21 protein-coding genes are annotated in these 24,177 nt (G+C 38.5%); 2 read left to right on the forward strand and 19 right to left on the reverse strand.

The window, feature by feature from the left end; genetic code table 11:
• Positions 1-65: 65 nt before the first annotated feature.
• From HCX62_RS10275 to HCX62_RS10300, 6 genes are all read right to left on the reverse strand, one after another.
• Positions 66-956: an ROK family protein gene (locus HCX62_RS10275; RefSeq protein ID WP_185638978.1), complete on the reverse strand. Its 891-nt coding sequence runs from the start codon at positions 954-956 to the stop codon at positions 66-68.
• A 119-nt stretch (positions 957-1,075) separates the two neighbouring features.
• On the reverse strand, positions 1,076-3,346 hold the full coding sequence (gene chiB, locus HCX62_RS10280) for a chitinase ChiB (RefSeq protein ID WP_185639134.1): 2,271 nt from the start codon (positions 3,344-3,346) through the stop codon (positions 1,076-1,078).
• Positions 3,347-3,639: 293 nt separating this feature from the next.
• Positions 3,640-3,975, reverse strand: a complete 336-nt coding sequence (locus HCX62_RS10285; RefSeq protein WP_185638979.1) for a hypothetical protein — start codon at positions 3,973-3,975, stop codon at positions 3,640-3,642.
• A 234-nt stretch (positions 3,976-4,209) separates the two neighbouring features.
• Positions 4,210-4,584 carry a hypothetical protein gene (locus HCX62_RS10290; RefSeq protein ID WP_185638980.1) on the reverse strand — a complete coding sequence of 125 codons (375 nt, stop codon included), beginning with the start codon at positions 4,582-4,584 and terminating at the stop codon, positions 4,210-4,212.
• Between the two features lie 92 nt (positions 4,585-4,676).
• The gene (locus HCX62_RS10295; RefSeq protein WP_185638981.1) at positions 4,677-5,309 is read right to left on the reverse strand and encodes a nitroreductase family protein; all 633 of its coding nucleotides are present in this window, start codon (positions 5,307-5,309) and stop codon (positions 4,677-4,679) included.
• Positions 5,310-5,322: 13 nt separating this feature from the next.
• A complete protein-coding gene (locus HCX62_RS10300) occupies positions 5,323-5,613 on the reverse strand; it encodes a putative quinol monooxygenase (RefSeq protein WP_185638982.1) in 291 nt (96 codons plus the stop codon).
• Positions 5,614-5,724: 111 nt separating this feature from the next.
• On the opposite strand from HCX62_RS10300, the gene HCX62_RS10305 reads away from it, so the two are divergent.
• Entirely contained in the window at positions 5,725-6,015 is a 291-nt protein-coding gene (locus HCX62_RS10305) for an ArsR/SmtB family transcription factor (RefSeq protein WP_185638984.1), read from the forward strand.
• 110 nt (positions 6,016-6,125) lie between these two features.
• On the forward strand, positions 6,126-7,622 hold the full coding sequence (locus HCX62_RS10310; RefSeq protein ID WP_185639135.1) for a polysaccharide pyruvyl transferase family protein: 1,497 nt from the start codon (positions 6,126-6,128) through the stop codon (positions 7,620-7,622).
• Between the two features lie 40 nt (positions 7,623-7,662).
• On the opposite strand, the gene HCX62_RS10315 is transcribed toward HCX62_RS10310, so the two are convergent.
• From HCX62_RS10315 to HCX62_RS10375, 13 genes are all read right to left on the reverse strand, one after another.
• The gene (locus tag HCX62_RS10315; protein WP_185638986.1) at positions 7,663-8,013 is read right to left on the reverse strand and encodes a DUF2200 domain-containing protein; all 351 of its coding nucleotides are present in this window, start codon (positions 8,011-8,013) and stop codon (positions 7,663-7,665) included.
• 136 nt (positions 8,014-8,149) lie between these two features.
• Positions 8,150-8,539 (reverse strand): DUF956 family protein, encoded by a 390-nt coding sequence (locus HCX62_RS10320; RefSeq protein ID WP_185638987.1) that lies wholly within the window; start codon positions 8,537-8,539, stop codon positions 8,150-8,152.
• A 126-nt stretch (positions 8,540-8,665) separates the two neighbouring features.
• Positions 8,666-9,577, reverse strand: a complete 912-nt coding sequence (locus HCX62_RS10325; RefSeq protein ID WP_003721724.1) for a PTS system mannose/fructose/sorbose family transporter subunit IID — start codon at positions 9,575-9,577, stop codon at positions 8,666-8,668.
• A 21-nt stretch (positions 9,578-9,598) separates the two neighbouring features.
• Positions 9,599-10,405, reverse strand: coding sequence for a PTS mannose/fructose/sorbose transporter subunit IIC (locus tag HCX62_RS10330; RefSeq protein WP_003721723.1), 807 nt, complete (start codon positions 10,403-10,405; stop codon positions 9,599-9,601).
• A gap of 23 nt (positions 10,406-10,428) precedes the next feature.
• A complete protein-coding gene (locus HCX62_RS10335; RefSeq protein WP_185638988.1) occupies positions 10,429-11,394 on the reverse strand; it encodes a mannose/fructose/sorbose PTS transporter subunit IIA in 966 nt (321 codons plus the stop codon).
• A 295-nt stretch (positions 11,395-11,689) separates the two neighbouring features.
• Positions 11,690-12,325, reverse strand: a complete 636-nt coding sequence (locus HCX62_RS10340; protein WP_185638989.1) for a mpt operon Crp-Fnr family transcription regulator — start codon at positions 12,323-12,325, stop codon at positions 11,690-11,692.
• Between the two features lie 158 nt (positions 12,326-12,483).
• The gene (gene lcp / locus HCX62_RS10345; protein ID WP_185638990.1) at positions 12,484-18,423 is read right to left on the reverse strand and encodes a putative cellulose-binding protein LCP; all 5,940 of its coding nucleotides are present in this window, start codon (positions 18,421-18,423) and stop codon (positions 12,484-12,486) included.
• A 95-nt stretch (positions 18,424-18,518) separates the two neighbouring features.
• A complete protein-coding gene (locus HCX62_RS10350; RefSeq protein WP_185638991.1) occupies positions 18,519-19,079 on the reverse strand; it encodes a hypothetical protein in 561 nt (186 codons plus the stop codon).
• Positions 19,076-19,390: a F0F1 ATP synthase subunit epsilon gene (locus HCX62_RS10355; protein WP_185638992.1), complete on the reverse strand. Its 315-nt coding sequence runs from the start codon at positions 19,388-19,390 to the stop codon at positions 19,076-19,078. Before HCX62_RS10355 ends, HCX62_RS10350 begins: the two co-directional genes overlap by 4 nt.
• Positions 19,391-19,402: 12 nt before the next feature.
• Entirely contained in the window at positions 19,403-20,773 is a 1,371-nt protein-coding gene (gene atpD / locus HCX62_RS10360; protein ID WP_185638993.1) for a F0F1 ATP synthase subunit beta, read from the reverse strand.
• Positions 20,774-21,646, reverse strand: a complete 873-nt coding sequence (locus tag HCX62_RS10365; RefSeq protein WP_185638994.1) for a F0F1 ATP synthase subunit gamma — start codon at positions 21,644-21,646, stop codon at positions 20,774-20,776.
• On the reverse strand, positions 21,643-23,139 hold the full coding sequence (locus HCX62_RS10370; RefSeq protein ID WP_185638995.1) for a F0F1 ATP synthase subunit alpha: 1,497 nt from the start codon (positions 23,137-23,139) through the stop codon (positions 21,643-21,645). The genes HCX62_RS10365 and HCX62_RS10370 overlap by 4 nt, the downstream gene beginning before the upstream one ends.
• Positions 23,136-24,167 carry a F0F1 ATP synthase subunit delta gene (locus HCX62_RS10375; RefSeq protein ID WP_185638996.1) on the reverse strand — a complete coding sequence of 344 codons (1,032 nt, stop codon included), beginning with the start codon at positions 24,165-24,167 and terminating at the stop codon, positions 23,136-23,138. Before HCX62_RS10375 ends, HCX62_RS10370 begins: the two co-directional genes overlap by 4 nt.
• Between the last annotated feature and the right edge of the window lie 10 nt (positions 24,168-24,177).

Below are 24,177 nucleotides of genomic sequence, written 5' to 3' on the forward strand. Positions count from 1 at the left end.
GTTTCTCTTCTCTATTCTAATACATTTTTAGTACTAATCGCAAAATTTAGTCTAATAATATACAATCAGCCTACTTTTTGTAAAAAGAAATTATATAGCGCCCCATATAAATTAGCATCATTTCGAAAACGACAGCTAATAATTTTTGGACTCGCTGCATGGAACGGATTTTTCGCTTTTATTTCTTCAATGGCTTCATTTAGTCGTTCGGCAACAATTGGTTGCGCACTAATTCCGCCGCCAATCGCAATAATTTCCGGATCAATCAAATATTGGATATTTAGAACTTGCGAAGCCAACCTATAAATATAATCATCAAATATAGTCAGAGCTTCCTCGTCGCCTTCATTTATCAAGGCAAAAACTTGCTCGCCATCTTTTTTATCTGCTAAATTTTTCTTTGTAGCAATTCTTTTAATGAGTTCCACAGCCGATCCAGTCCGCCCAAAAAACTTCCCTCGTAATTTTTCCGTGTCAAAAGAGGTTTCGATAAAACTCACTTCTCCAGCCATTAAATGAAAACCAGATTGCAATTTTCCACTCATAATAATCCCGCCGCCGACACCACTACCAAGCGTTAAAATCGCCGCACTATCGACATCTTTTGCTACCCCTAACCATAATTCTGCCAGAGCAGCACTTTTGGCGTCGTTTTGAAGTACTACCGGAACATGGCATTCCCGCGCAAGCATTTCAGCTAGATTTTTTTCATGCATAAAGACGAGTGAGCCACCTTGGTAGATTACGCCTGTTTCTGTGTTCACAACCCCGGGGCAACTTACCGCAATCCCCGTTACTTCTTGTTTATAAGGCAGCCATTTTTCAACCATTTGCCGTACAAGTTCTTCCGCGCTTTTAGCAGTAGTAGGGAATTTATCTTTCATTTTTATCGTCCCATTTTGTTCCATCAAAGCAAATTTTATAAAAGTTCCACCAATATCGTACACAAAATACATCCGCCAGCATCCTCTCTAATGTCTTTTATTCATTGTAATACGCTGACGATGATTTTGTCCTCTTTTTTCAAATAAAAACAGGGATTCTATATGAAGAATCCCTGTTTTCGAAACATTTATTAATTAATCAACAACCAAGGGCCCCACTGTTCAGCTCCCGGCTCATTCCCTTGTGTCCACCACTGCGCTTCATATGTTTTCCCTTTGTACGAAACCCTGTCTCCCTTATTATAGGTTTTTGCAGTGTCCCATGCTGGAGTTGCTGGTGGTGTTGCCGCGTCAAGCGTTGTCACAGTTAAGGCCGAGCTTGCCGCCGAGAAATTCCCAGCCGCATCATACGCTTTTACTGTATATGTGTACGCTGTTTTTGCAGTTAAGCTACTATCTGTAAAAGTAGTTCCTGAAACAGAGCCAACTTCAGTCCCATTTCGGTACACTTTATATCCAGCCACCGCTTTATTGTCCGTTGAAGCTGTCCACGTTAGCGTAGCAGATTTATCGGTTACATTAGAAGATGCGAGTGCTTTTGGTACGGTTGGCGCTTCTGTGTCACTTGGATCAGGTACAACACTTCCGCCGCCAAAAATAGTTTGTTTACCAAATTCGACACTCGATTTTACCATCCGTTGTGTTAAATCAATTTTAGAAATATTATTTACATCCACACTAGATGCACTCGATTTTAAACGGAACGTATAAGATGCGCCTTGCGGAATTTGCTGTGCATCGTAAACAGAAGCTAAATCAACTACTGTATTGCCACCTGAAGTAGTAACTGTACCCGCTTTATAATCGCCAGCTGTTAACGTTTCGCCAGCTTTTACTGGAATATAAAACTTAGGTAATTTCACTGTTTCAAAAGATAGCTCAGTTGATTTCAAGACTTCATTGGTTTCGTCCGCTTTTTCATTGTTTGTAATTGTAATTTCGTATCCGACCCCATTTTCGCTATAAGGTTTCACTGTTGCTACCACATTTAAATTCGCATAAGTAATCGCGTTTTGCGGGATAGCGCTTGTGCCAAATAATCCTGATTTAATCGCCTTTGTGAGTTCATCGCGCTTAGTCGAAGTCGTGGTTTTATCCTGCGACTGCATCCAAGAAATCATCCCACCAAGATTATTATCTTTTACATATTGTGCCTTATAGCCAATCGAACGTGGATTGTCATATGTGTAAAACTCCCCAGTTTCCTTACTATAAAGATACGGCGCTTTGGCAGTATCATCCCAATATTCTTTCAAAGTTGGCGTTTTAGCTTTCAGCGCATCGATACTTCTATACGCCCAAACTCCGCCAGCACGGCCCCCATCGCCAGTTTTAATTGGGTTTTCGTTGTTTGCCCCATAAGTAAGCGAGCCATCCGCATCTTTATTCGTTTTTTCAGCAGCTTGGAAAAGTCCTGGCAATGCCGTATCCGTTCCAGCAGCTACTTTATTCCAGCCCCGAGTATAAAATGCTGCCCCAACAACAATTTTATTCGAAACTGCTCCCTTTTCTTTTAAGTATTTCACGGTTTGATCCACGGAAAAACCACTATCATAATTCGGGTCTTTCGGATTGCCGTAAAGCGCTGTATGATGCGCACTATTCGGTGTCCAAGCACCATTTAAGTCATAGGTCATCACATTCGCAAAATCGACTACTTTAAACAAATTCGCTACATCAATCCCATTTTCTAACGTAGATTTTGCAGCTGGTAAAGCAACCGATAATTCGTATTTCTTGTTAATATCCACGCCTTGTTTATCCAAAGCCGTTCTCAAATCTTGTAAAAGCGTAATAAAGTTTTGTTTGTCCGCAGGTTTTGCATTTGGAGTGCCTTCATCGTTTTTATTATCAACAAGGTCAGCATCCCGCACCGAAGCAGGATATTCCCAGTCCAAATCAACAAAATCCATATTGGTATATTTCACAAACTTCATCACATTCTTCACAAAGTTAGCCCGTTTTGTTGGATCTGCTGCAACCGTAGAGAAATCTCCCGACTTAGACCAGCCTCCAACCGAAACACCTATTTTCAAATTCGGATTTTGAGCGCGTAAATCTTGAATCGCATTCAAAACACCGGCATTCGCTCCGCCCCATTGAACTCCCTCTTGCCCAACAGGCGCCCCAACAGCAGCATCTTTATCAGTAAAAACCAAATCCCCATTACTATTAAAATCCAGAAAAGCAAAATTCAAATGTGTTAATTGATCAGCCGGAATATCTTTCGGATAAAAGTTCCCTTCTCCTCCCCAAATCGACCAATCACCATAATACATAACATTTCGATACTGTGGTACATTTTCAGCCGCTTTCGCCCGTTTTGGCTGTGCACCTATTGATACAACCACTAACGATAAAACTAACAACACAACAGAAGTAATACTAAAAAGCTTTTTCATCTTCTTATTCATCTCTTCACCCCGATTTTTGATTTATAAACCTCATTTCGGTAGTTCTAAGTTTGTCTCTCTGTACCCCTTTTTGTGTGGTTGCCAGAATGCCCTTTTCTCTAATTTCCTCCCCTCGATTAAAGATTCATTCCGAGCATCTGTATATCATGCAATTATCATGCCAAAAGAAAGCGCTGTCATCATGCGATTTAACTGCCCTTTCTAACCTACACAGATAGAATATCAACTTACACAGATAAAAAAATAGTACGAGCACTTGGCCCGTACTATCTACTTTCATATTATTCGTCAGCTTTCAAAATCTTAAACCAATGATTCCTACCTAGAAAAAGTCCTACAATTGCCGCAATAAGCCCCACAATAGAAATCATAAAGATATTTAGCGCCGAGCCAACACATATACAAAAAATCATAATAAAAAATAATACCAACATATTTGAATTAATCTTTATGAAAAATTCACCGCTATCTTCTATATTTCTTTCCTGGCTCTGGAAACCAAATTGAGCAGCTTTTACTTTCACTTTATCCGCTGTAATTGTATGTGACTCCCCATTACCGAGTGGTATACTTTCTTCCGCGTTTACTATAAGTTTTATTGGGGCTGCCCCTCCCATATATCCCGTTTTGCGTGTTATTTTGATAGTCCTAGTTGTCTTCCTCCCTAGTCTCTGTATATTCAGCTATCATACAAGATTATACTTGAAAAAACGGCTTTAAACAAAGGCTTTTCTAGGTATTTTAAAAAATTAATTTTCTTTTGTGAATAAATTATCAATGCAGTTATTGTTTTGCTGCTTTTTTCTCAAAAATAAAAAATAGCATGAGCACTCGACTCATACTATCATCAATTATCTCTTTATTTTCACAAACTCAAACCAATGCTTTCGCGAATAAAAAAATGATGTTAAGCAAAGACCAAGCGCAATCAACGTAGCAACCAAACTAGTCATAACAAAACCGTAAAAAAGAAACGGGAACATAGAATAATTTAATAGAAGCGCTTTCCTATTAATACGCACAATAACATCATTGCTATTCTCCAAAATTGCTTCTTGGCTCCCAAAGAACCAATCAGTCGCGCGAACCCTCGTTTTCTCCATCTTGGGCATAAAAAAATGGGACTGATGATTGTCGAGTTTTATAACTTCTTCATTTTCAATTCTAATATTCACCGGAGTAATGCTGCCGCCAATGCCTGTTTTACGAGTTATTTTGATTGTCACAGTTGCTTCTCCTCCTTGGCTTTATGTCCCTTTAATTATACCAAGAAGTAAAAAAAGAACAAGGAAATATCAACTATTTCCTCATTCTTACTTTAAGCAAAACTTGTAACATCAGTAATCGGCAATCGATAAGACTGATAACCGGAATTTTTAGCTTTCCCAATAGAAACGATCATCACTGGAACATAGCGCTCTGGGTCCATATTAAAAGCTTCTGCAACTTCTGTACGCTCAAAACCGCCGATTGGATTTGTATCATAACCGTGCGCACGAGCAACTAACATTAATTGCATCGCTACAAGTCCGCCGTCAATAAGTACTACACGTTCTGCTTCTGAACGGGGAATCACTTCAAAATACTGGCTTAATTTTGCCATTTGTTGTTCTTTTACTTCTGCTGGCATCAAGCCTCGTTCCACTGATTCTCCGTAGATTTTTTCGCCATTTTCGAAGTTTTGCAAGTCACCGAAAACTAAAATCATCGCGGAAGAAGATTCGTTTTGACGTGTATTAAAGCGAACTAACGAGTTTAATTTTTCTTTACCCGCATCACTTTCTACAACTACAAAACGCCACGGCTGCATGTTTACAGACGAAGGAGCAGTTACCGCATCCTCTAAAATGGCTTTCATTTCCTCTTGGCTAATTTTCACCGTTTCATCGTATTCTCGAATCGAGCGGCGGTTTTTCATTAAGTCTTCAAAATCATTATTTAAATAAGTCATATTTTTCTCCTCCTTATCGCGCAAGTGGCGTTAACACTGAAATTTCAAGTTCTTTAGCAACAAAATTGGCAGCGGCTTTCTGGAATTTTTGGAAATGCACGCTTTCATTATGTTGTTGAATAGCATCCATATCTGCCCATTTTTCGAGCATATAAAAAACAGTTTCATTTTCTGTAGATTGCACTAATTCATAGCCGTGGTTCCCTGTTTCCGCTTGTGATGCGGCAATAACTTCCTTAGCAGCCTGCAAAAAAGCTTCGATTTGCTCTTTTTTTATCGTCATTTGCGCTTCGATATGTAACATTTCTCAACAACTTCTTTCAGATTTGATAGTTCGATTAATTTCGAACTATCATAATATAACATAGCAGCAACTTCCGCGCAATTAAAATGCAAGTTATGATATGATATTTATATGAAAAAGTTAAATGAGCTATCAAAATCAGATTTATTATTAATTTTCCAAGCACTTAGTGACCCAATCCGTCTCGATATTTTCCTATGTTTACTGAAAAGCAAAGAGAAACGCTTCTCTGGAACAACTTACAATATTTCCAAATCAACCATGTCACACCATATTAAATTGCTTAAAGAGGCACAACTGATTAATTTAAGAAAGGAAGGGACAACACATATTTATTCGGTAAACGAAGAATTAGTGGACGCAATTGGCTACTTCTTTGATACATGCAAAAACAAATACTAATAACTTCATTTCAAAAACTATTAACCTTATTAACATTTTGATATAATTTAAATATCAACTTACTTAAGGATGTGGTTTTTTTAGTGAAGAAAATATTAATTAGGTCAGGCATGCGGCCCACGAATGTATATATGCCGGAAGACCTCTATTTAAAAGATCGGACAGGTTTTAACAACGGCAACCTTGCTTATCAATACAGTATTTATCGAGCCTTATGGAATGACGATGTAGAAATACACGCAGATGGGCTGTCATCTAATCCTAACCTCGCAGAAAAAATCAATGAAAATTACGACCTCTATGTTATGCCTTTAGCAGACGCGTTTCGAGATGACTTCAGGCCCATACTCCGCAATTACACCCAACTTATACGCAAATTAAAAATCCCCGTCGTCGTTACGGGCGTAGGCTTACGAGCGAATTATGAACCACAACTAGATGAGGGTTTTGCTTTTGATGAAGATGTTACTAACTTTGTAAAAGCAGTCCTAGAAAAATCAGCTCAAATTGGAGTCCGCGGACAAATCACAGCAGATTATTTAAAAAAACTAGGCTTTAACGATGACCTCGACTTTCGAGTAATTGGTTGTCCTTCCCTCTATACATTCGGACGAGAAATAAAAATTAGAGATTTACACTTAACAAATCAATCCTCCATCGCGATTAACGCATCTCCAACCTCTTCAGAAACTGCTATCCACTTTTTAAATAACATGATTACTACATACAAAGACTATCACTTTATCCCCCAACACCTAGACGAATTCCATTTAATGTACGCTGGTGGTCCAGATATTACTAGCGATATCAAAGACTATCCCACAAACATCGAACATAAATATTATAAAGAAGGTCGTGTAAAATATTTTACTAGTATGCCTAGTTGGTATGATTTTGTGAAAAATATTGATTTTAGTATTGGTTCTCGCTTGCACGGAAACGTTATTCCTACAATAGTTGGAACACCTAATATTTCTTTTGTACAAGATGCCCGAATGCGCGAACTAGCTACCTACCACGCCCTTCCTCACGTCACAATAGACGAACTAGAGCGAACCAACAATATTCAAGATTTACTCGGTAAAGTCGATTTGAAATCTGCTGAAAAAGTGCAAGCGCAAAATTTCGATAATTACATTGATTTCTTAGACACAAACGGGCTAAATCACATCTATAAACATGACAAAAACAGAAAATCTGCCCCAATGGACGAACTTATTCAATCCATTAATTTCCCCACTAGCCCAGAAGTCATTTCCACATTAAATCCAACAGAGATGCTAAATCGAGTAAAATTTTCTGCTAATCTATTAAAAGAAAGGCATGATTTTAGCACCAAATATCGAGTAAATACCGTTAATAACCAACTTACCCAACTGAGAAAAACTACCGCGGACCAAAACAAAAAACACCAAGAAAAAAATAAACACTTAGAAAATGAACTTAAACAAACCAAACAAAAATTACAACTTACAACAAATAAAAATAATGAACTAACTAACAAAATCAAACATTATCAAGGGACTTTAAATCGAAAATCCGTGAAAATGACCTTAAAAGTTGTTAATTCACTAGCAGACGTTAAAAAGAAAGTTTCCAAAAGCTGATACACAAAAAAAGCAGCCTTCACATCGGCTGCTTTTTTGTTTATTTCCTTAAAATCTTCTCCATCTTTTTCCCTTTTGCGAGTTCATCAACTAATTTATCCAAATAACGAATTTTTTGCATCAGTTTATCTTCAATTTCTTCCACTCGGTAGCCACAAATAACTCCAGTGATTAGGGAAGTATTAGGATTCATTTCTGGTGCTTGGTTGAAAAAGGTCTCGAAATCTATTTTTTGATCGATGGCTTGCTGTAAGGAAGCTTGGTCGTAGCCTGTTAGCCAGAAAATAATTTCGTCTAGCTCTTCTTTTGTGCGGTCTTTTTTCTCCACTTTTTGTATGTAAAGAGGGTATACACTAGCGAATGACGTTGTGTAGATTCTTGGTTTTTTCATGTTGGTGTTCCTCCTTTGATTGCGTTTTAATTACACTTTCTATTGTATCAAAATACGCTATTTGTTCAATTATTATGTATGAAAAAAAAGCATCAACAGACAATAAGTCCATTGAAGCTTTTCGGTATAAATCGGCTTATTTATTTTTGTTTTTCTTCTTGCTAAATATCGACCGAAACGAGCGCTTCATAACGTCAAAGAAACTGAGCGAACTCACCATATTGGCCGGGTCGACATAAACTCGTATTTTACGTAAAACTTCTTTAGGCTGTTTAGAAGCAAATGTATACGTGCCGTTGCGCTTTGTTTTAATGGCGTAGCGAGGGATCCACTTGCCTTTTAGCATAACAGATACGATAACTTGATCTACTTCTTCCCAAGGAATTTGGACGAATTTACGCACATCACGTGAGTTGAAAAATTCAAAACCTTTGTCGCCAATCATAATTTTCCCGTAATCTGTAAGTCCAGTATACGCGGTGGCATCTATTGTTAAGTCTACCTTTGTATTAATCGATTGAACCAACTGTATTCGCTCCATTTCTTTTCGCTTGTTTTGTTTATTATACCGTATTCGTTTATCTGTGTCATATATCTAAACGAAAAGAGGCTCGGTGAATATTGCACCAGCCTCTTTTCGATCAGCTTATTTTTACAGAAGCCCGATTAAGTGACCAACTATACCAACTACGAATAGACCTAGAATGATGATAATTGGGCTGATTTTTTTCTTAAGTAACCACATACATAAGAATGTAAGAGCTACTGCTGCAAGTCCTGGGATTAGGTTATCCAAGTTATTTTGCAAGGTTGTTACTTTAATTTCAGAAAGAGCTAAACCTGCTTGTTGTTGTTCTAAAGCAGTTTTGATACCTTGAGCGCCTTGTGGAAGATGACTCCAATCAATATACGCACCTTCATCAAGTTTAACTTTCGAGATAATTGGCGCAAACTGGATATTTACCCATCTCTGCACCAAGGCGGCGAGGACGAACATCCCGAGTATCGAAGCACCTTTTGTAATGTCTTGTAGTAATCCACCAGAAAGGTCATCAGTAATTTTAGAACCAGCTTTGTAGCCGAATTCTTGTGTATACCACATGAAGCCCCAACGGATTACGTTCCAAGCAACGAAGAATAAAATTGGTCCAAGAATGTTTCCACTCAAGGCAAGAGAAGCACCTAATGCTCCTAACATTGGACGAATTGTAAACCAGAATACTGGATCACCAACACCAGCTAGAGGTCCCATCATACCAACTTTAACCCCTTGAATTGCTACATCATCAACTTCTGCACCATTTGCACGTTCTTCTTCAAGTGCAAGTGTTACCCCAAGAATTGGAGACGCGATATATGGATGTGTATTAAAGAATTCTAAGTGACGTTTTAGAGCTTGAGAACGATCTTCTTTAGTTTTATATAATTTTTTAATAGCGGGAATCATAGAGAATGCCCAGCCACCATTTTGCATACGTTCGTAGTTCCATGAACCTTGAATGAACGTAGAGCGCCATGCTACGCGTAGACGGTCTCTCTTTGATAATTCGATTTTTTCTGCCATTCTATTCTCCTCCTTTTTTTATTAATAGTCGTTTAATATGTCGCCGAGTGGATCGCGAGAGTTTCCGCCTCCACCGCCGTTTGAATTACCGCCACCCATTTTAGATAGGTTAAGGTAAATAAGAGCAAGTGCAACACCTAGAGCACCGATTGCGATAAGTGTTAATTGAGAAATTGCTGCTACTACGAAACCGATAACGAAGAACGGCCATACTTCTTTAGTAGCCATCATGTTGATAACTAGTGCATAACCAACGGCAACTACCATTCCTCCACCGATAGCCATACCATCTGTTAACCAAGCTGGCATTGCTTCTAAGAAAGATTGAACGCTGTCTGCTGGAATGAATAAAAGTGCTGCTGCTGGAATCGCGATACGAACACCTTGCATACAAATTGCTGAAATATGTAACCACTCTACGCTGCGAATATTCCCTTTTTCAGCGGCTCTGTCCATCAAGTGAACAATTGGAACTGCCAATGTACGAACGATCATTGTTAAGAAAAGACCTGCTACTGCTAGTGGAATTGCAATGGCGATTGCGGACGGAATACCTGCTACCCCTTGTCCACCTAATACTAATATAATTGCTGAAGCTACTGAGGCAAGCGCGGCATCTGGTGCTACGGCTGCTCCGATGTTTGCCCATCCAAGTGCGATCATTTGTAGAGTTCCGCCAAGGATGATACAAGCTGTTAAGTTACCTGTTACGAGACCAATTAATGTACATGCGATTAATGGCTGATGGAACTGAAATTCATCTAGAATTCCTTCAATACCTGCTAAAAATGCAATAAGTACTACTAAAATTATTGATATGACAGACATAATAAACCTCCTATTTTAATTTTTTATTGTGTCTTTAATTCGTGTTTTGCTTTTTTAATGATGTCTTCCATGTTTGCGCTTGAGTCGTTAGGGACTTTACGCACATCGAATTTAACGCCTTTTTCTTTTAATTTCTCAAAAGTTGCAACATCATCTTTACCCATGGAAAGTACTTTGCTAACAACAACTTTACCTACAGAGTGAGCCATGGAACCAACGTTTACTTGTTCGATTTCTACGCCACCTTCAATTGCGCGTAAAACATCTTGAGGATTTTCGAATAATAAAAGTGCTTTTGTATTGCCGAAACGTGGATCTTTTGAAATCTCAATCATTTTTTGGACTGGGATAACATTAGCTTTTACTCCTGGTGGTGCTGCTTGTTCGATTAATTTTTTACGAAGATCGTCTTTTGCAACTGCATCTGAAACGACGATAATTCTTGTTGGGTGTGTTGCTTTTGTCCATGCAGTGGCTACTTGACCATGCAAGAGACGTGAATCAACACGTGTTAGAACGAATTCGATTTTGCCGTCACCAACTGCAGCGATTTCTGCTTGTGGCTGTTCAGTAGCCGTTACTTGCGGTTGTAGTTCTTCTGGTTTCACACGGATACCTTCTTGAGCTGGCGCAAGGATATTTGCTGCGATTTCATGTGCGCTTTCCATTGTAAAACGTGATGAGAAAGCTTCAATCAACATTGGCAAATTAAGTCCTGCTACGATTGCCCACTTATCTTTATTGAGTTCATAAAGACCGTTTGCTTGATTGAATGGTGTGCCTCCCCAAAGATCCACTAAGAATAAAACTTCATCTTGGCTGTCAAAAGTTGCTATTGCAGCTTCCATTTTAGCTTTGATGTCTTCTGGACCTTCGCTTGGCATCAAAGTGATTGCTTTAACGTTTTCTTGCTCGCCGAAAATCATCGTTCCGGACTGCAAAATACCTTCAGCAAATTCACCGTGAGTTGCGAGGATAATTCCTACCATCTTTTTCCCTCCTAATATAATTCATTTATTTTGCTACCCGCTCTATTTATTGCAAGTTCCGTGCCAACTTTACAGTATCGTTACTAAAACACTGTAGTATCAGCATTTTACCAATCTATATTATTACGGTATTAATTAGTGTATCGGTCACTAATACAGAAAAACCAATCCGACAATATAGTGTATCTAAGAAACAAACTATGTATATCAAAAAAACGATATTAATTCATCTTAATTCGAATAAATAGTAAAAAAACTACTCAAAATGGGTCTTTGAGTAGTTTTTTTATGATATTTACGAGACACACTTTACTTCCAAATCTTGCATTAATAACCAAGGTGTCGTTTTTACATTTATGGTTCCTTTGTCTGCTAAACCATTGATAATCCCAGATGTGGTTGAGACAGAGCATTTGGCCAATTTTGCTAGGACGTAGATTTTTAGCCACCTTGGAAATTCTGGATTGTGCGCAGCGTTCAATTCATATCGATTAATAATTTTCATTAAGACTTTTTCAACTCGTTCCTCAGGATCAGCCGACATTATTTCTCGTTGCCATTCTAGACTTCTCTCAAAATCTTCCGCAATTTGCAAAAAGAAATTCGATAATAAATTATGCGCATCTAGTTTTTCGAATAGTTCATCTGTCGAAAGAATGCTGTAGGTTGTATTTTCTAATGCCGATAGTGATAACACGCTAGCTGTTGTATAGATAATACGCTGATCCGCAAAAACTCGTTGAATTGTAGCTTTTTTTCCTAAGTTCTCTTGTATTATTAAACCTTTTTCCATGATGATTAGTTGTCCGTGTTGCAATTTAAGTTCCTTACCTACCTCTAATTCTTGGTAAGTAAGAGAAAAATTCTTTCTAATCCATGAATAAATCAGTAAGTCTTGACTGATTAGTTGATGAAATTCTAAAAAGGTCATTTTCTATTTCCTTTCCACCCATATTTATTTTTAAAAATTGGGCTACCGGTTGAACTATCTCTGTCTATTTATCTAATTTCAACGGAAAAATTTTTATTTTATTTGCGGGAAAAGGTAGGTTTGCCTCAAAGTTGAGACCTCCTACCTTCCCCTTTTATTTATTTGCTTTTTCTTCTTTGTCTAGTCTTCCATAAGAATAGAGCTAGTCCTACTAAGCAAATCCCCATCAAGACAATCCATAAATTCATTTGATCGCCAGTTCTTGGGATTGCTTCTCTGTATGTTGCTGTATGTTGCCTATTATTTTCCGTCACGTTCACGTTACCTTTTTTAATAGTTTCTTTGTCTACTACTTGAATGTTAGCAACAACAGAAAGCTCTTTTTTGCCTGCATCTGCCGTTCCTTCATTCGGGTCAATCGTGTAAGTGACTTGGTATGTGCCAGCTTTTTTAGTGTTAACTTTTCCTGTTATTTTCACTTTAGAAAGTGGGATTTCGATGCCGTCTCTTGACATTGCACTAACGAAATTATCTTTCGCATCCCAATTTTCATTTGTTGTTAGCTGGCTATCATGGATGATAATTTTTGCGTGATTTTGCAACACTGTTACACGGGATACGCTTGTCACGCCATCGTAACGGTAGCTGATTTCGTACGTGCCCGGATTTTGTGTATCAACACGGCCAATAACTGTTACGTCAGCTAGTTTCACTGTATCGCCTTTTTTATTCGTAGCTAAATCAAAGTTATCTTTTGCTTGCCAATCATCCCCTGCATAAATGGTGCTATCATGGCTCTCTACTTTAGTCTGTCTTGGTTTTACAGTAACTTGCACGACCTTAGAAATCCCCTCATAACGATACGTTACCGAATATGTTCCAGGTGTCGTCAAATCAACATCAGAAGCGTCTTCCACTGTTACATCTTTATAAGCAACAGCATTTCCAGCTTTATCAATCGCTCGGTCAAAATTGTCTTTCGCGCTCCAAGTATCACCTGTATAAACCACAGAATCATCCGCATAAATGGCAGTTTGTGGATTTTTCACTGAAACTTGAACTGTTTTAGAAAAGCCGTCGTATTTGTAGGTGATTGGATATGTCCCTGCTTGTGTTCTATCAACAGTTCCCTCCACTTCCACATTTGCAAAATCGACTGCATTTCCATCTTTATCTCGAGCGCTATCAAAGTTATCTTTTTCATCCCATGGCTCATCAATATAAATCGTGGAGTTGTGCGCATTTACAGCTGTTTGAATGTTCTTCACTGTCAATGTCACTGTTTTTGTAGCTCCATCATAACTATATTTGATTTGATATGTGCCAGCTTTATTTGTGTTCACTGTAGGTGTTTCCGTAACGCTAACCTCTGAAAAGGCTACCGAGTTCCCGTCTTTATCTACAGCATTATCAAAGTTGTCTTCCGCTGTCCAGCTATCACCCACATAAATAGTGGCATTGTGCGCATTAACGCCTTTTTTGTTTTCTTTTACTGTTACAGTTACTGTTTTCGTTTCGCTCCCATATTTGTAGCTAATGGAATATGTGCCGGCTTGCGCAGTGTTGACTGTACCTGTCGCAGTAACTTTATCAAAAGTGACCTGGTTTCCGTCTCTATCTGCGGCGCTATCAAAGTTATCTTTCGCACTCCAAGTATCGCCGGTATAAATAGTGGAATCATGCGCGTTCACTTCGGTCGAATCGGCTTTTACCGTAACATTGACCGTTTTAGACATATCGTTGTATTTATATGTGACTGGATATGTGCCAGCTGTTGTTGTATCAACAGAACCAGTGACTACGATATCTGCAAAAGCAACGGCTACTCCTTCTTTATCGAGTGCGCTATCGAAATTATCAGCCGCACTCCAACTTTCGCCCACATAAATCTTAGAGTCATGCGCGTTCACTGCTGTTAAATCTTTTTCCACTTTCACTTGGATGACTACTTCAACTTCTTTGCCATCTTGTTCCAGCGTGTACGTAAGCGGATATGTTCCACCTTGGTTTGGACCATTTTTAATCGCGTTTAGTTGCGTTTCATCTACTTTTACTACATTTGTGCGGTCTTGTGCGTTTGAATTTACGCCATTTTTCACTTCTTCAAAAGCAGCTGTTTTTGCTTTTGTTACCGCTTGTGCTTCTGTTAGCGCTACTGCATCTTTGTATTCAAGTGAGAAGTTAGTTGCTCCAATTCTTAAACGGTCTTTCTGAGCAATGTTTCCTCCCGCAGTTGTTACATAAATTGGTGCAGTCGATTTCTGTTCTTCGCCAAAAATGTCTTTAATCGCAATTGTTAGGTCTGTAGCTGCTATTGTTTTGCCGTTAGTAGAAACACCTACAATTGCGCCAGATCCATCACTTAGCGTTTTCGCAGTCGCTATTCCGGTATTCGCTGTAGTCCACTTATAGCCATCTGTTGCTGCTTGAATTTTTTGGAAGAAGTCTGGTTCGATTGTGTCTTCTGCCGCTTCACCATCTGTATGAGCTACTTTTGGTAAAGTAATCTTCAAGCTTTTGCCTTCTTGAACTAATTTTTCATTTAAGTTTACTTTTAAATCAGTTTCTGGTGCGTAAGAAATATAACCAGCATTGATGTGTTGTGCATCTGGTTGCGCTGGGTCGATTTCTTTTACCCAACCAGTCTCAGCTCCTAGATTTGGCGTTGCGCTATTTAATGACTTATCTTTACCAACATTTTGCAAGGTAAACTTGTATCCTGCTTTATCAGGGAATTTAACTGCATATTTTCCGTAACCAATGCCTAAATTGTAATCAAATTTATAGTCACCATTCGCATCGGTTGTCGTCGTTACAGTTTCCCCGTCTTTAGTAAATGCTTCATACTTTGAAGTTGTTTCATTCCATTTATATAATTCAACTGTTTCATTCGCAAGTGGTGTATCACTTTGCGTAGACTCATATACACCATTTGCATTTTTATCTTTAAATAATTTACCTGCGACTTCTACAATTACTAATTCTGCCCCTACTCGAGTACCAGCGATAGATCCTGAGTAAGTGTTCGTTGTAACTGCATAGTACGGGTTGTATACGTCACGTTCACCAATTTTATTTCCAGCTGTAGCGGAATCAAAAGTTTCATCTACTTTTAGCGGAACTTTAATTGTTTGCGTTTCTCCAGATTCGATTTCCGTTTTCACTTTGATACGGACCATGTTGACTTTTCCGTAATCTGCAAGTGTATTACTGTAAATAGCATCTGTCGTATAGTTACTTGAAGTTGCTTCAGCTGTATAACTCACGTCAAACTGCGCTTTTTGCGCGTCTGTCATTGTGAGTGCATCGCTTAGTTTCATATCCCATTTAAAAGGTTCACTTTGGAATTTCGAGCCAAAGTCTTGACCAGTTTTTGGAATTGGGATGTAAATATCTAGGCTTTCAGCGATACCACTAGACGTATTCGTGATTTTAACCATATAATCAGCATCAGTTCCTGGTGTGAAATACGAAACTGTGCTGTCATCATCTTCTACATAAGCCGCTTTGATTCCTTCTCCAGCTACATTTAGGAAAGTTTCTACTGTAACTGTATCTTGTTTAGGAACACTTAGTGTACTTGTATTAGTAGATAGCAGTCGTTCTGCATCTTTACCATTTTGGTTCACATCAAGCCCATTATCCAGGAAAATATTCGCTCCTAGCGCCGAAGTAACATTACTTCCACCCCAAGCAAGCAACTCTTGAATATCTGTATGGATACTCTTACTTAAAGTCATATCGAATGTTGTGTTATAGCTAATATTTAAATATTGTTTTTTGGCTGGATAACCGATAAATTCGCCTACTGTAACATCTGTTGTTTTGATAACATACACTTTATCGCCGTTATTAGCTGATTTCGCTTCAACAGAAAAATCGACTTCTTTGCCGTCTTGATCTGTCAGTTTAATAGATGCCGGTTTAACCGTTGTTCCTTCTAATTGACGTAAATAAATTTCTGGATTGTTAAGGACGGTTCTTGTTCCATATGGGTAATCATGCATAATTAATGATGCTTTTGTGGTTACTGTGTCTCCCGCACGAGCAGTCTTAATTAGTGCACCTTCAGTGTTATAAAATGCAGCTGTTCCATTCGCCGCCGTGCTTACACCAGTTGTAACAGTGTACGTTGATGAACCTGAAACTTTGGTATTTGCTTCATCTTCAGCATCCCAAATATTAACATCAAATTGAACCGAAGTGATACCCGGCTTCACTATTCCGTATGATGCGCTGTTGGCCGCTTTGAATGGCGCGGAAGTATCAATATTTGTAAATCCGGTAGAGAAGTCCCCTACATTCGCTTTTACTTCTGTAAAGTATTCCCCTTCTTGAAGACCTACTGCCGTTGCTTCTAGCGTTAGCATTTTATTCACATTTGTTTTAGGAAGAGTACCTTCGTAAGTTCGATATTCTGGATTTAAGTTAGTTTTATATTGTACATCTGTTGCCTTATTGCCAGCTAATTTGCCATCAAAAGGTAAATTAACTGTATATGCTTCCCAGTTTTCATCAAATTTAATTTGGTAAACTTGATTTGTTTTTACTCCAGCAGTTTGCTTATTGTTAATCTGAATAAGACCTGCCCAAGTTTCATTATCTGGATTAATATAGTTATTTCTTGGTAGCATAACCATTTTATTTGCTGTTCCACCAACTACTTTACACGTATCTTTCGCAGCTAGCGTTGTTGTATCGTTGGAATCATTGGTTAATGCGTCTGTTTCAAATACTTGGTCATCATATGTTGTAATAACCGCATGCGGGACTTTAGGCGCCGTATAGGTCCCAACCGGGGTTCCAGCTGGCACTTTATATTTAACCGCAAAAATGGTTTCTACTACGCCATAGTAATTTTCTTGTTTAAAATCAATAACGACTTTATTTTCGCTTGGATAATGGGTGATGGTTCTATTGTCAGTATTTCCAATCACACTTTTACCTTCGTTAACTACACCGGCATACTCCATACCTTCTGGATAATAAAGGGTCGTCGTAACATTTTTAGGAACAAAGATTTTTGATCCACGGCCGTCTGCTTGGTTGATACCATTTACAACTGAATATGGTTTTGTATAATTATAAGAATCTTCTGTATCTGTACTTGCCATCACTTCTGGTAAAAAGGACGATGTATACCAGTTTCTAAACATGGTTTGAACACTCTTTTGAGAAGCGTAACCGACAACATTTTTACCTTCGGCGTGAACGCTTTGCTCTGCTGAGGCAACCGGCGTGCTTCCTTCACCCATGTAAGCATCGACTTTGATAGGCGATTTTAAGTCTGCTGTGCCATAATACTTGGCTGCATCTACTTGAACAGAAAAGCTAAGCGTTAATTTCTCTGTTGCAGGTTCTAGTTCATAGCTGACTGTTCCATAAGTGGCCTTGTTATACCCAGCCTCTTTGTCCGGAACTGTCACCGAAGTAATCGAGTCACCAACCGGATTACCTGCGCCAAAATAACTTAAAACACTTGAATCAGAGCTACTTGTTGGTTGGTAGCTGCTTGGAACAGGTAGAGAGACAAATCGCATACCATCTGGTAACGTGAAATTTATTTTTTTACCAGTGGAACTATTATTATTAAACTCTACTGTGACAGAAACGTCTTTGATATCCCCATTACCCCATGCTGTTTTGTTATAATCAGGAATATTTAAGGCTACAGTAGGCGCACTGGATTTAAGCCCTGTTTTACCAGGAGTTACAGTTGCCGTCTCTTCAGATATTTCACTTACTTTATAAGAAGCAGTGTATTCTTTTTCTGCTCCGGCTTTATCTTTGTAGGAAATAATAAAGTCGACAGAGCCATTTTTGGTAGCTACATATTCAACTTCCTCGCCATCCGTCTTTTCTCCATCAGGCGTTTCTATAGCTAATATTTTAACTTGCGTGTTTTTCGGTGTGGCTTTAAGTGTCAGTGTAGCTTTCTTTTTGTCGCTTGAAAGGTCTTCTTGAATAGTATAAGCAACAGAATCATCGCCTTTTTCTTCCGCAAAAACTGGGAATGAGGAAAGGTTTAGCTGACCGAATATTAATAATGCCACCATGACTAACAATAAGGGGCGCCTCAAGCTTGTTGTTTTTATCATTTAAGTTTATCTCCTTTTGTTTTTTCCAAATCATCCGGTAAATAGTTAAGTTTTTTAAAACCTAACCGCGGACTTTGAGGATATTTTTATGAAAACTATTTCAGTAATTTAACATAGATGCGTTGCCAGATGAATACTGCCGCGCCTGCTACAAACAGGCTGCAAATAACTAAATAACTTCTTACTCCCAGCTGAATTTGCCACGGGGAGTCGGCTATTTGCGTAAGAATAAAATGCATCGTTTTCAGCGCACAATATCCAGCAAAGTACAAGCCTGTAATTAAAAGTAAACCTAGCAACTGCGTCATTTCTTTTTTTAGTTTTTGAGCTACCCGCGTTTTCTTCCATAAGGAAAGTAGATGAAATAACCACGTGCTCCAAAACATTAGTAGTATAAATGGGAAAGGTATAGCTGTTATTTGCATCGCTGTTATACATATTAAAAGCGTTGCAATAATAACGACTAGAAAAGCTGTAACCTCCCCGTCAAGCTGAAAACGTTGGTACCACAAGTGATACCGCCGAACTCTTTCTAAAGGTAATACGTCCCGGTTTAAAAAATAGCGAATGCTAGCGAGAATGAGTAAAACTATTAGAAAAAAAGTGGCAAACAAGGCAATAATCTGTAGCAGTGTATTAAAAAATTCGCTTGTCATATAATCCCCTGCTCTCCTTGTTTTCGCTTACTGAGTCTCTCAAAAATCCGTTCAGCTTGTTTGGCGTCCGTCGAAGCAAATTGTGCCATAATATTTGCCTCATTTTGAACAAGATGTAAATAACCAAGGGCGACAAAGATAGGATCTGAACCTTCATTATCTAAAATAATGATTTCGCTATGGTCAAAAAAGCTTAAACAATCAATGTGCTCTTCTAATACCGTTTGCTGTCCTTCTTTTGTATCTATAACAAAACCCTCTACATCACCCTCAAAAAATTGCCCCATAGGCGAGACGATTTTTAATTTCATTTGCCTCTCCTCCTATTTCAAGTCTTTGTAGGATCCAATAAACAAGAATTCGCGCTCTGAACGTTCATCATATTCACCGCTTAGAATGCGTTCCACACTGCTCAGTAAGTCTTCAATTTCAACAAAAATCCCTTCTGTACCAGTGAATTTTTCAGAAACGTAAAATGGTTGTGACAGGAAGTTACGAATTTTCCGCGCCCGGTGAACGAGTTTTTTATCTTCATCACTCAACTCAGCCATCCCAAGCACGTTAATGATTTCTTGCAATTCCATATAACGTTGTAGAATAAATTTCACTTGCACAGCTAATTGATAATGACGTTCGCCAACAAAAGTTGGATTAAGCGCCCTTGAAAATGATTGAAGTGGATTAACAGCTGGGAAAATCCCTAGTGCTGCAATCGAACGTTCTAATACAATCGTTGAGTCTAAATGACTGAACGTCGCAACCGCGGATGGATCATCAATATCATCGGCCGGTAAAAATACACATTGGATTGACGTAATCGAACCATTTTTTGTAGATGCGATTCGGTCCTGAAAATCACCCACTTCTTTTGAAAGCGTTGATTGATATCCCCCTGTAATCGGAATTTTACCTTGCAAGGAGGATACTTCGGAACCTGCTTGGATGAAACGAAAAACATTATCGATAAATAGCAGAACATCTTTTTTCTCTTCATCACGTAAATACTCCGCTATTGTAAGACCCGTCAATGCTACACGCATCCGCACGCCTGGCGATTCATTCATTTGCCCCAGAACGACGGTTGTTTGAGGTAAAACACCACTAGACTCTAGTTCCTTGTACAAGCCAATACCTTCTCTGACACGCTCGCCAACCCCGGTAAAAACGGAATTCCCGCCCATCATGCTAATATTGTTAATCAACTCTTGCATTAAAACGGATTTCCCAACTCCGGCACCACCGAAAAGTCCGGTTTTACCACCTTTTAAAATTGGGCAAATCAAGTCAATAACTTTGATGCCTGTATAAAGAATTTCTTTATTTGTATCTAATTCTCGCAGTAAAGGTTGTTCACGAAAAATTGGCCATTTAACTTTAGCTTCTGGCTCAGGTAGCCCATCAATTGCTTTGCCATAAACATTTAACATCCGTCCTTGAACTGTTTCTCCAACAGGAACTTCAATCGGATGACCAAGATTAACGATTTCTACTCCTCTTGCCAGACCACTAACTTCTCCAATCGCAATTGCTGAAACTGTATTAATTCCGGTATGTTGAACAACTTCCGCTAAATAAGTTCCTTGATGTGTCTTATATTCAAGCGCATGGCTGATTTCAGGTAGTTCGCCTTCATTAAATTCAATTTTTAAAACAAAACCACTAATACTTATAATGGTCCCAGTGTTTTTTTTCATTTATTCTTCTTCCTTCCTGATCGTCTGTGCGCCACTGATGATATCTAACAATTCGCCAGTTTTTTGCTGTAATGCTTTTTTTCTAGCGTCAAAAACGGCTTCTTCATGTTGCTTATGGATATTGTCCTTCGCTTGTTTCATCGCAATTCGGCGCATACAATACTCACTAGCAACCGAATAGCGGAACATGCTATAAAGCAACCCACATAGATAATTTTCTAGTAACAACTGTTCTACTTGTTCGTCATCCGTCTCAAAATCAAGTACATAATCAACTTCAATTGACTCCGCATCTAATTCTTCAGGAATATCCGGATAAATTTTTTCGCACATCGCTTCTGATTGAACTGCATTTAAATACTTCGTGAAAATAACATACAATGCATCCATTTCTTGCTTATTAATTTGATCAATAAAATCTGCTGTTACTTCTGTCGTTGTTTCCAAATCAATATTTTCAAGTGAAAACTGTAAATATTTGCTGATATTCTGGCCAAGATTCGTTAAATAACGATGTCCTTGTTCCCCCACGACAATCCAATTGATATTCACTTGATCACCAAGCGTTTCAATTAATTTATCTATTTCAGCAAAAACTTCACTGTTATAAGCTCCACAAAGCCCTCGTTCAGATGTAATCGCAAGTGCAGTAACATTTTTTTCTTCAATTGCTTCTGCATTTTTGCTGGTGTACATCGTTTTTCTAACCCAACGCAAACTTTTCAAGATAGTTTCGTAATAACTAACGGCTGCTTCTGCTTTTTCCCGCAAGCCAGAAAGTTTACCAAGGGTTGCTAATTCCGTTACATGGACAATTTTATAAGTTGAGTTCAGTGCTTTAATTTTTTTTCGCGCCTGGTCTATGCTACTCAACGGAAAGGCCTCCCCGCTTCCTGAATAATTTCTTCTAATAGTTTGACGTGCGACTCATCTAGTTCACTGATTTCCTCAATTTGGTTAGAAAATGACTCAAAGCCCGGATGTGCATGTGCTTTTTCTAATAACAATCCTTTGAAAGATTGAACATTTGTTGGCGCCATTTTGTTTAAGAAACCATTTTGGAATGCATATAAAATGGCAATTAATTCTGTCACGGATAGCGGGCTCAAAATATTTTGTTTAAATAGCTCCGTCAACATCCGTCCATCTGTCACCATTTTCATACTTCCGTCATCAAGTGCATTACCGAAATCCAGTAATTCTTTCAACTCTTCAAACTGAGAAAGTATAAGTGTCAGGTTCTTACTAAGTTTGCGAATAATCGGATGTTGCGCGTCACCACCGATTCTGGAAACCGATACACCGACATCTACTGCTGGCTTTTGACCACGGTTGAATAGATCGGATTTTAAGAACAATTGACCATCTGTAATCGAAATAACGTTAGTCGGAATATAAGCTGTTACATCATCAGATAAGGTTTCAATCATCGGTATAGCGGTGATTGAGCCACCACCATGCTCCTGATTCATTTGTACCGCACGTTCCAATAGACTTGAGTGAATGTAGAAACTATCACCAGGATAAGCTTCTCTTCCCGGTGGACGATTGAAGAGCAATGTAATCGCTCGATAAGCATCCGCATGTTTCGTTAAATCATCAAAAATAATTAAAACGTCTTTCCCTTGGTCCCGTAATGCCTCTGCGACCGCCATTCCCGCATATGGGGTTAAATATTGGGCGGTAAGAGAATCACTTGCTGCTGTTGCAACTACTGTTGAATAGTCCATCGCGCCATGTTTACGGAGCGTTTCAATCACCTCAGCAATATAAGCTGCTTTTAGACCAATTGCGACATAGATACAATGTACATTTTGATTGTGTTGATTAATGATTGTATCCACCGCGATTTGGGTTTTGCCTGATTGCCGGTTGCCAAGAATTAACTGACGCTGACCTCGACCAATTGGTGTGATAGAGTCGATTACTGCAAGCCCTGTATTCAGCGGGCGAGTTACACTATCAATTGTCATAATAGCTGGAGTTACACAAAATAGCGGCGAAGTAGCAGTCGGCTGTTCATCGCTAATGTCGTATAACATTTTTCCAGTTGTATCAATAATACGGCCTGCCATATCTTCAAAAAGATTTACTTCGATAAAATGATCCGTAACAGACACAGTCATTCCTTCTAAAATATCATTTGTTTTATCAATTAAACCGATACCGACAAATTCTTCATTTAACTCAAGGATTACGCCGCGGTGTTTCCCGTCAATCGTAACAGCTTGGTGAAGTGCCGCATTTTCTAGGCCAGAAGAAAAAATTACACCATCAGAGATTTTCTCAACCCGGCCATGTTCTTTTAAATATTCCAAATCCACAGGGGTTTCGTATTTGTTCATATCAAAATGAATAGTTTTCAAAGTCTCACTTCCGATTCCATTTTTTCTGTTGTGCGCTTGATTAGTTCCTGATAGCTCATATCAATCGACTTTGTTCCATAATTGATAATAACTCCACCAATTAATTCCTTTTGAACTTGATACTCGATTTTATAGCCTGTATGTGTCGGTTTCCACAGCTTATCAAAGTGACTTGCCGATTCTTCATTAGCAACATCTACACGAATAAGCCCTGTATAAAAGTGAACATTATAAACCTCTAAATAATTCCGGTACAGTCCACGTGTTTGACGATAAGAGAAATGCGTCAACATATAGAATAGAAATTCGACAAATTGATGATTAAGTTCATCTAAGGTGCCGTCTTCACGCATCACTTTTAATTTTTGTTCCGACGACAAGTAGCTACTCTGATAAATTTGTTTCACAGAAAGCTTACTTGCGCGCTCATTGAACTTTTCAAACGACTTTGTAAATGCGTGTAACTCTTCTGGTGTATGCATTTCAAACAAACGTAAAAGGACTTTGTAAGGAAGGGCTAGGCGGATTTTTTCAACCCGGACGAGCGTATCAAATTCACGAATTGCTTCCGTGAAAAGTTGCGCTTCCTCTTCTTCAGATGCAACAAAAACCTTTTGAATGATTTCATTAACGCAGCTACTTAGTGATTTAAACGGCGCATGTGGCGTCGTTTCCACGCTTGGAACTTCAACAATTTGAGTTGATTTTTCATTTTGCCAAATTTGTAACTCTTGTTCATATTTTCTATTTCGAGCAACTAACTGGTCGATTTCTTCAAGAAAAATGGTCTCTTTCTGTTCTGCTTCAATCGCTAATTGCCTATTTTTCTGTTCTTCTTGATTTGTAGCAACTTTTTGTCGTTTTAGGCGACGTAATAAACTCTCTTTTTCAAGTGACTTATCTTGGCTAATTTCGTAAAAAAAGCTCGTTAAGATATTTTCCAATTTTTGCAAGATAAAATATAGTAGATATAAAAAACCAACTGCAAAAATTCCATAAAGGACTATCGTTTGAATCAATTTCTCCATGCTCTCACCT

The organism is Listeria swaminathanii (assembly GCF_014229645.1).
Lineage (GTDB): Bacteria > Bacillota > Bacilli > Lactobacillales > Listeriaceae > Listeria > Listeria swaminathanii.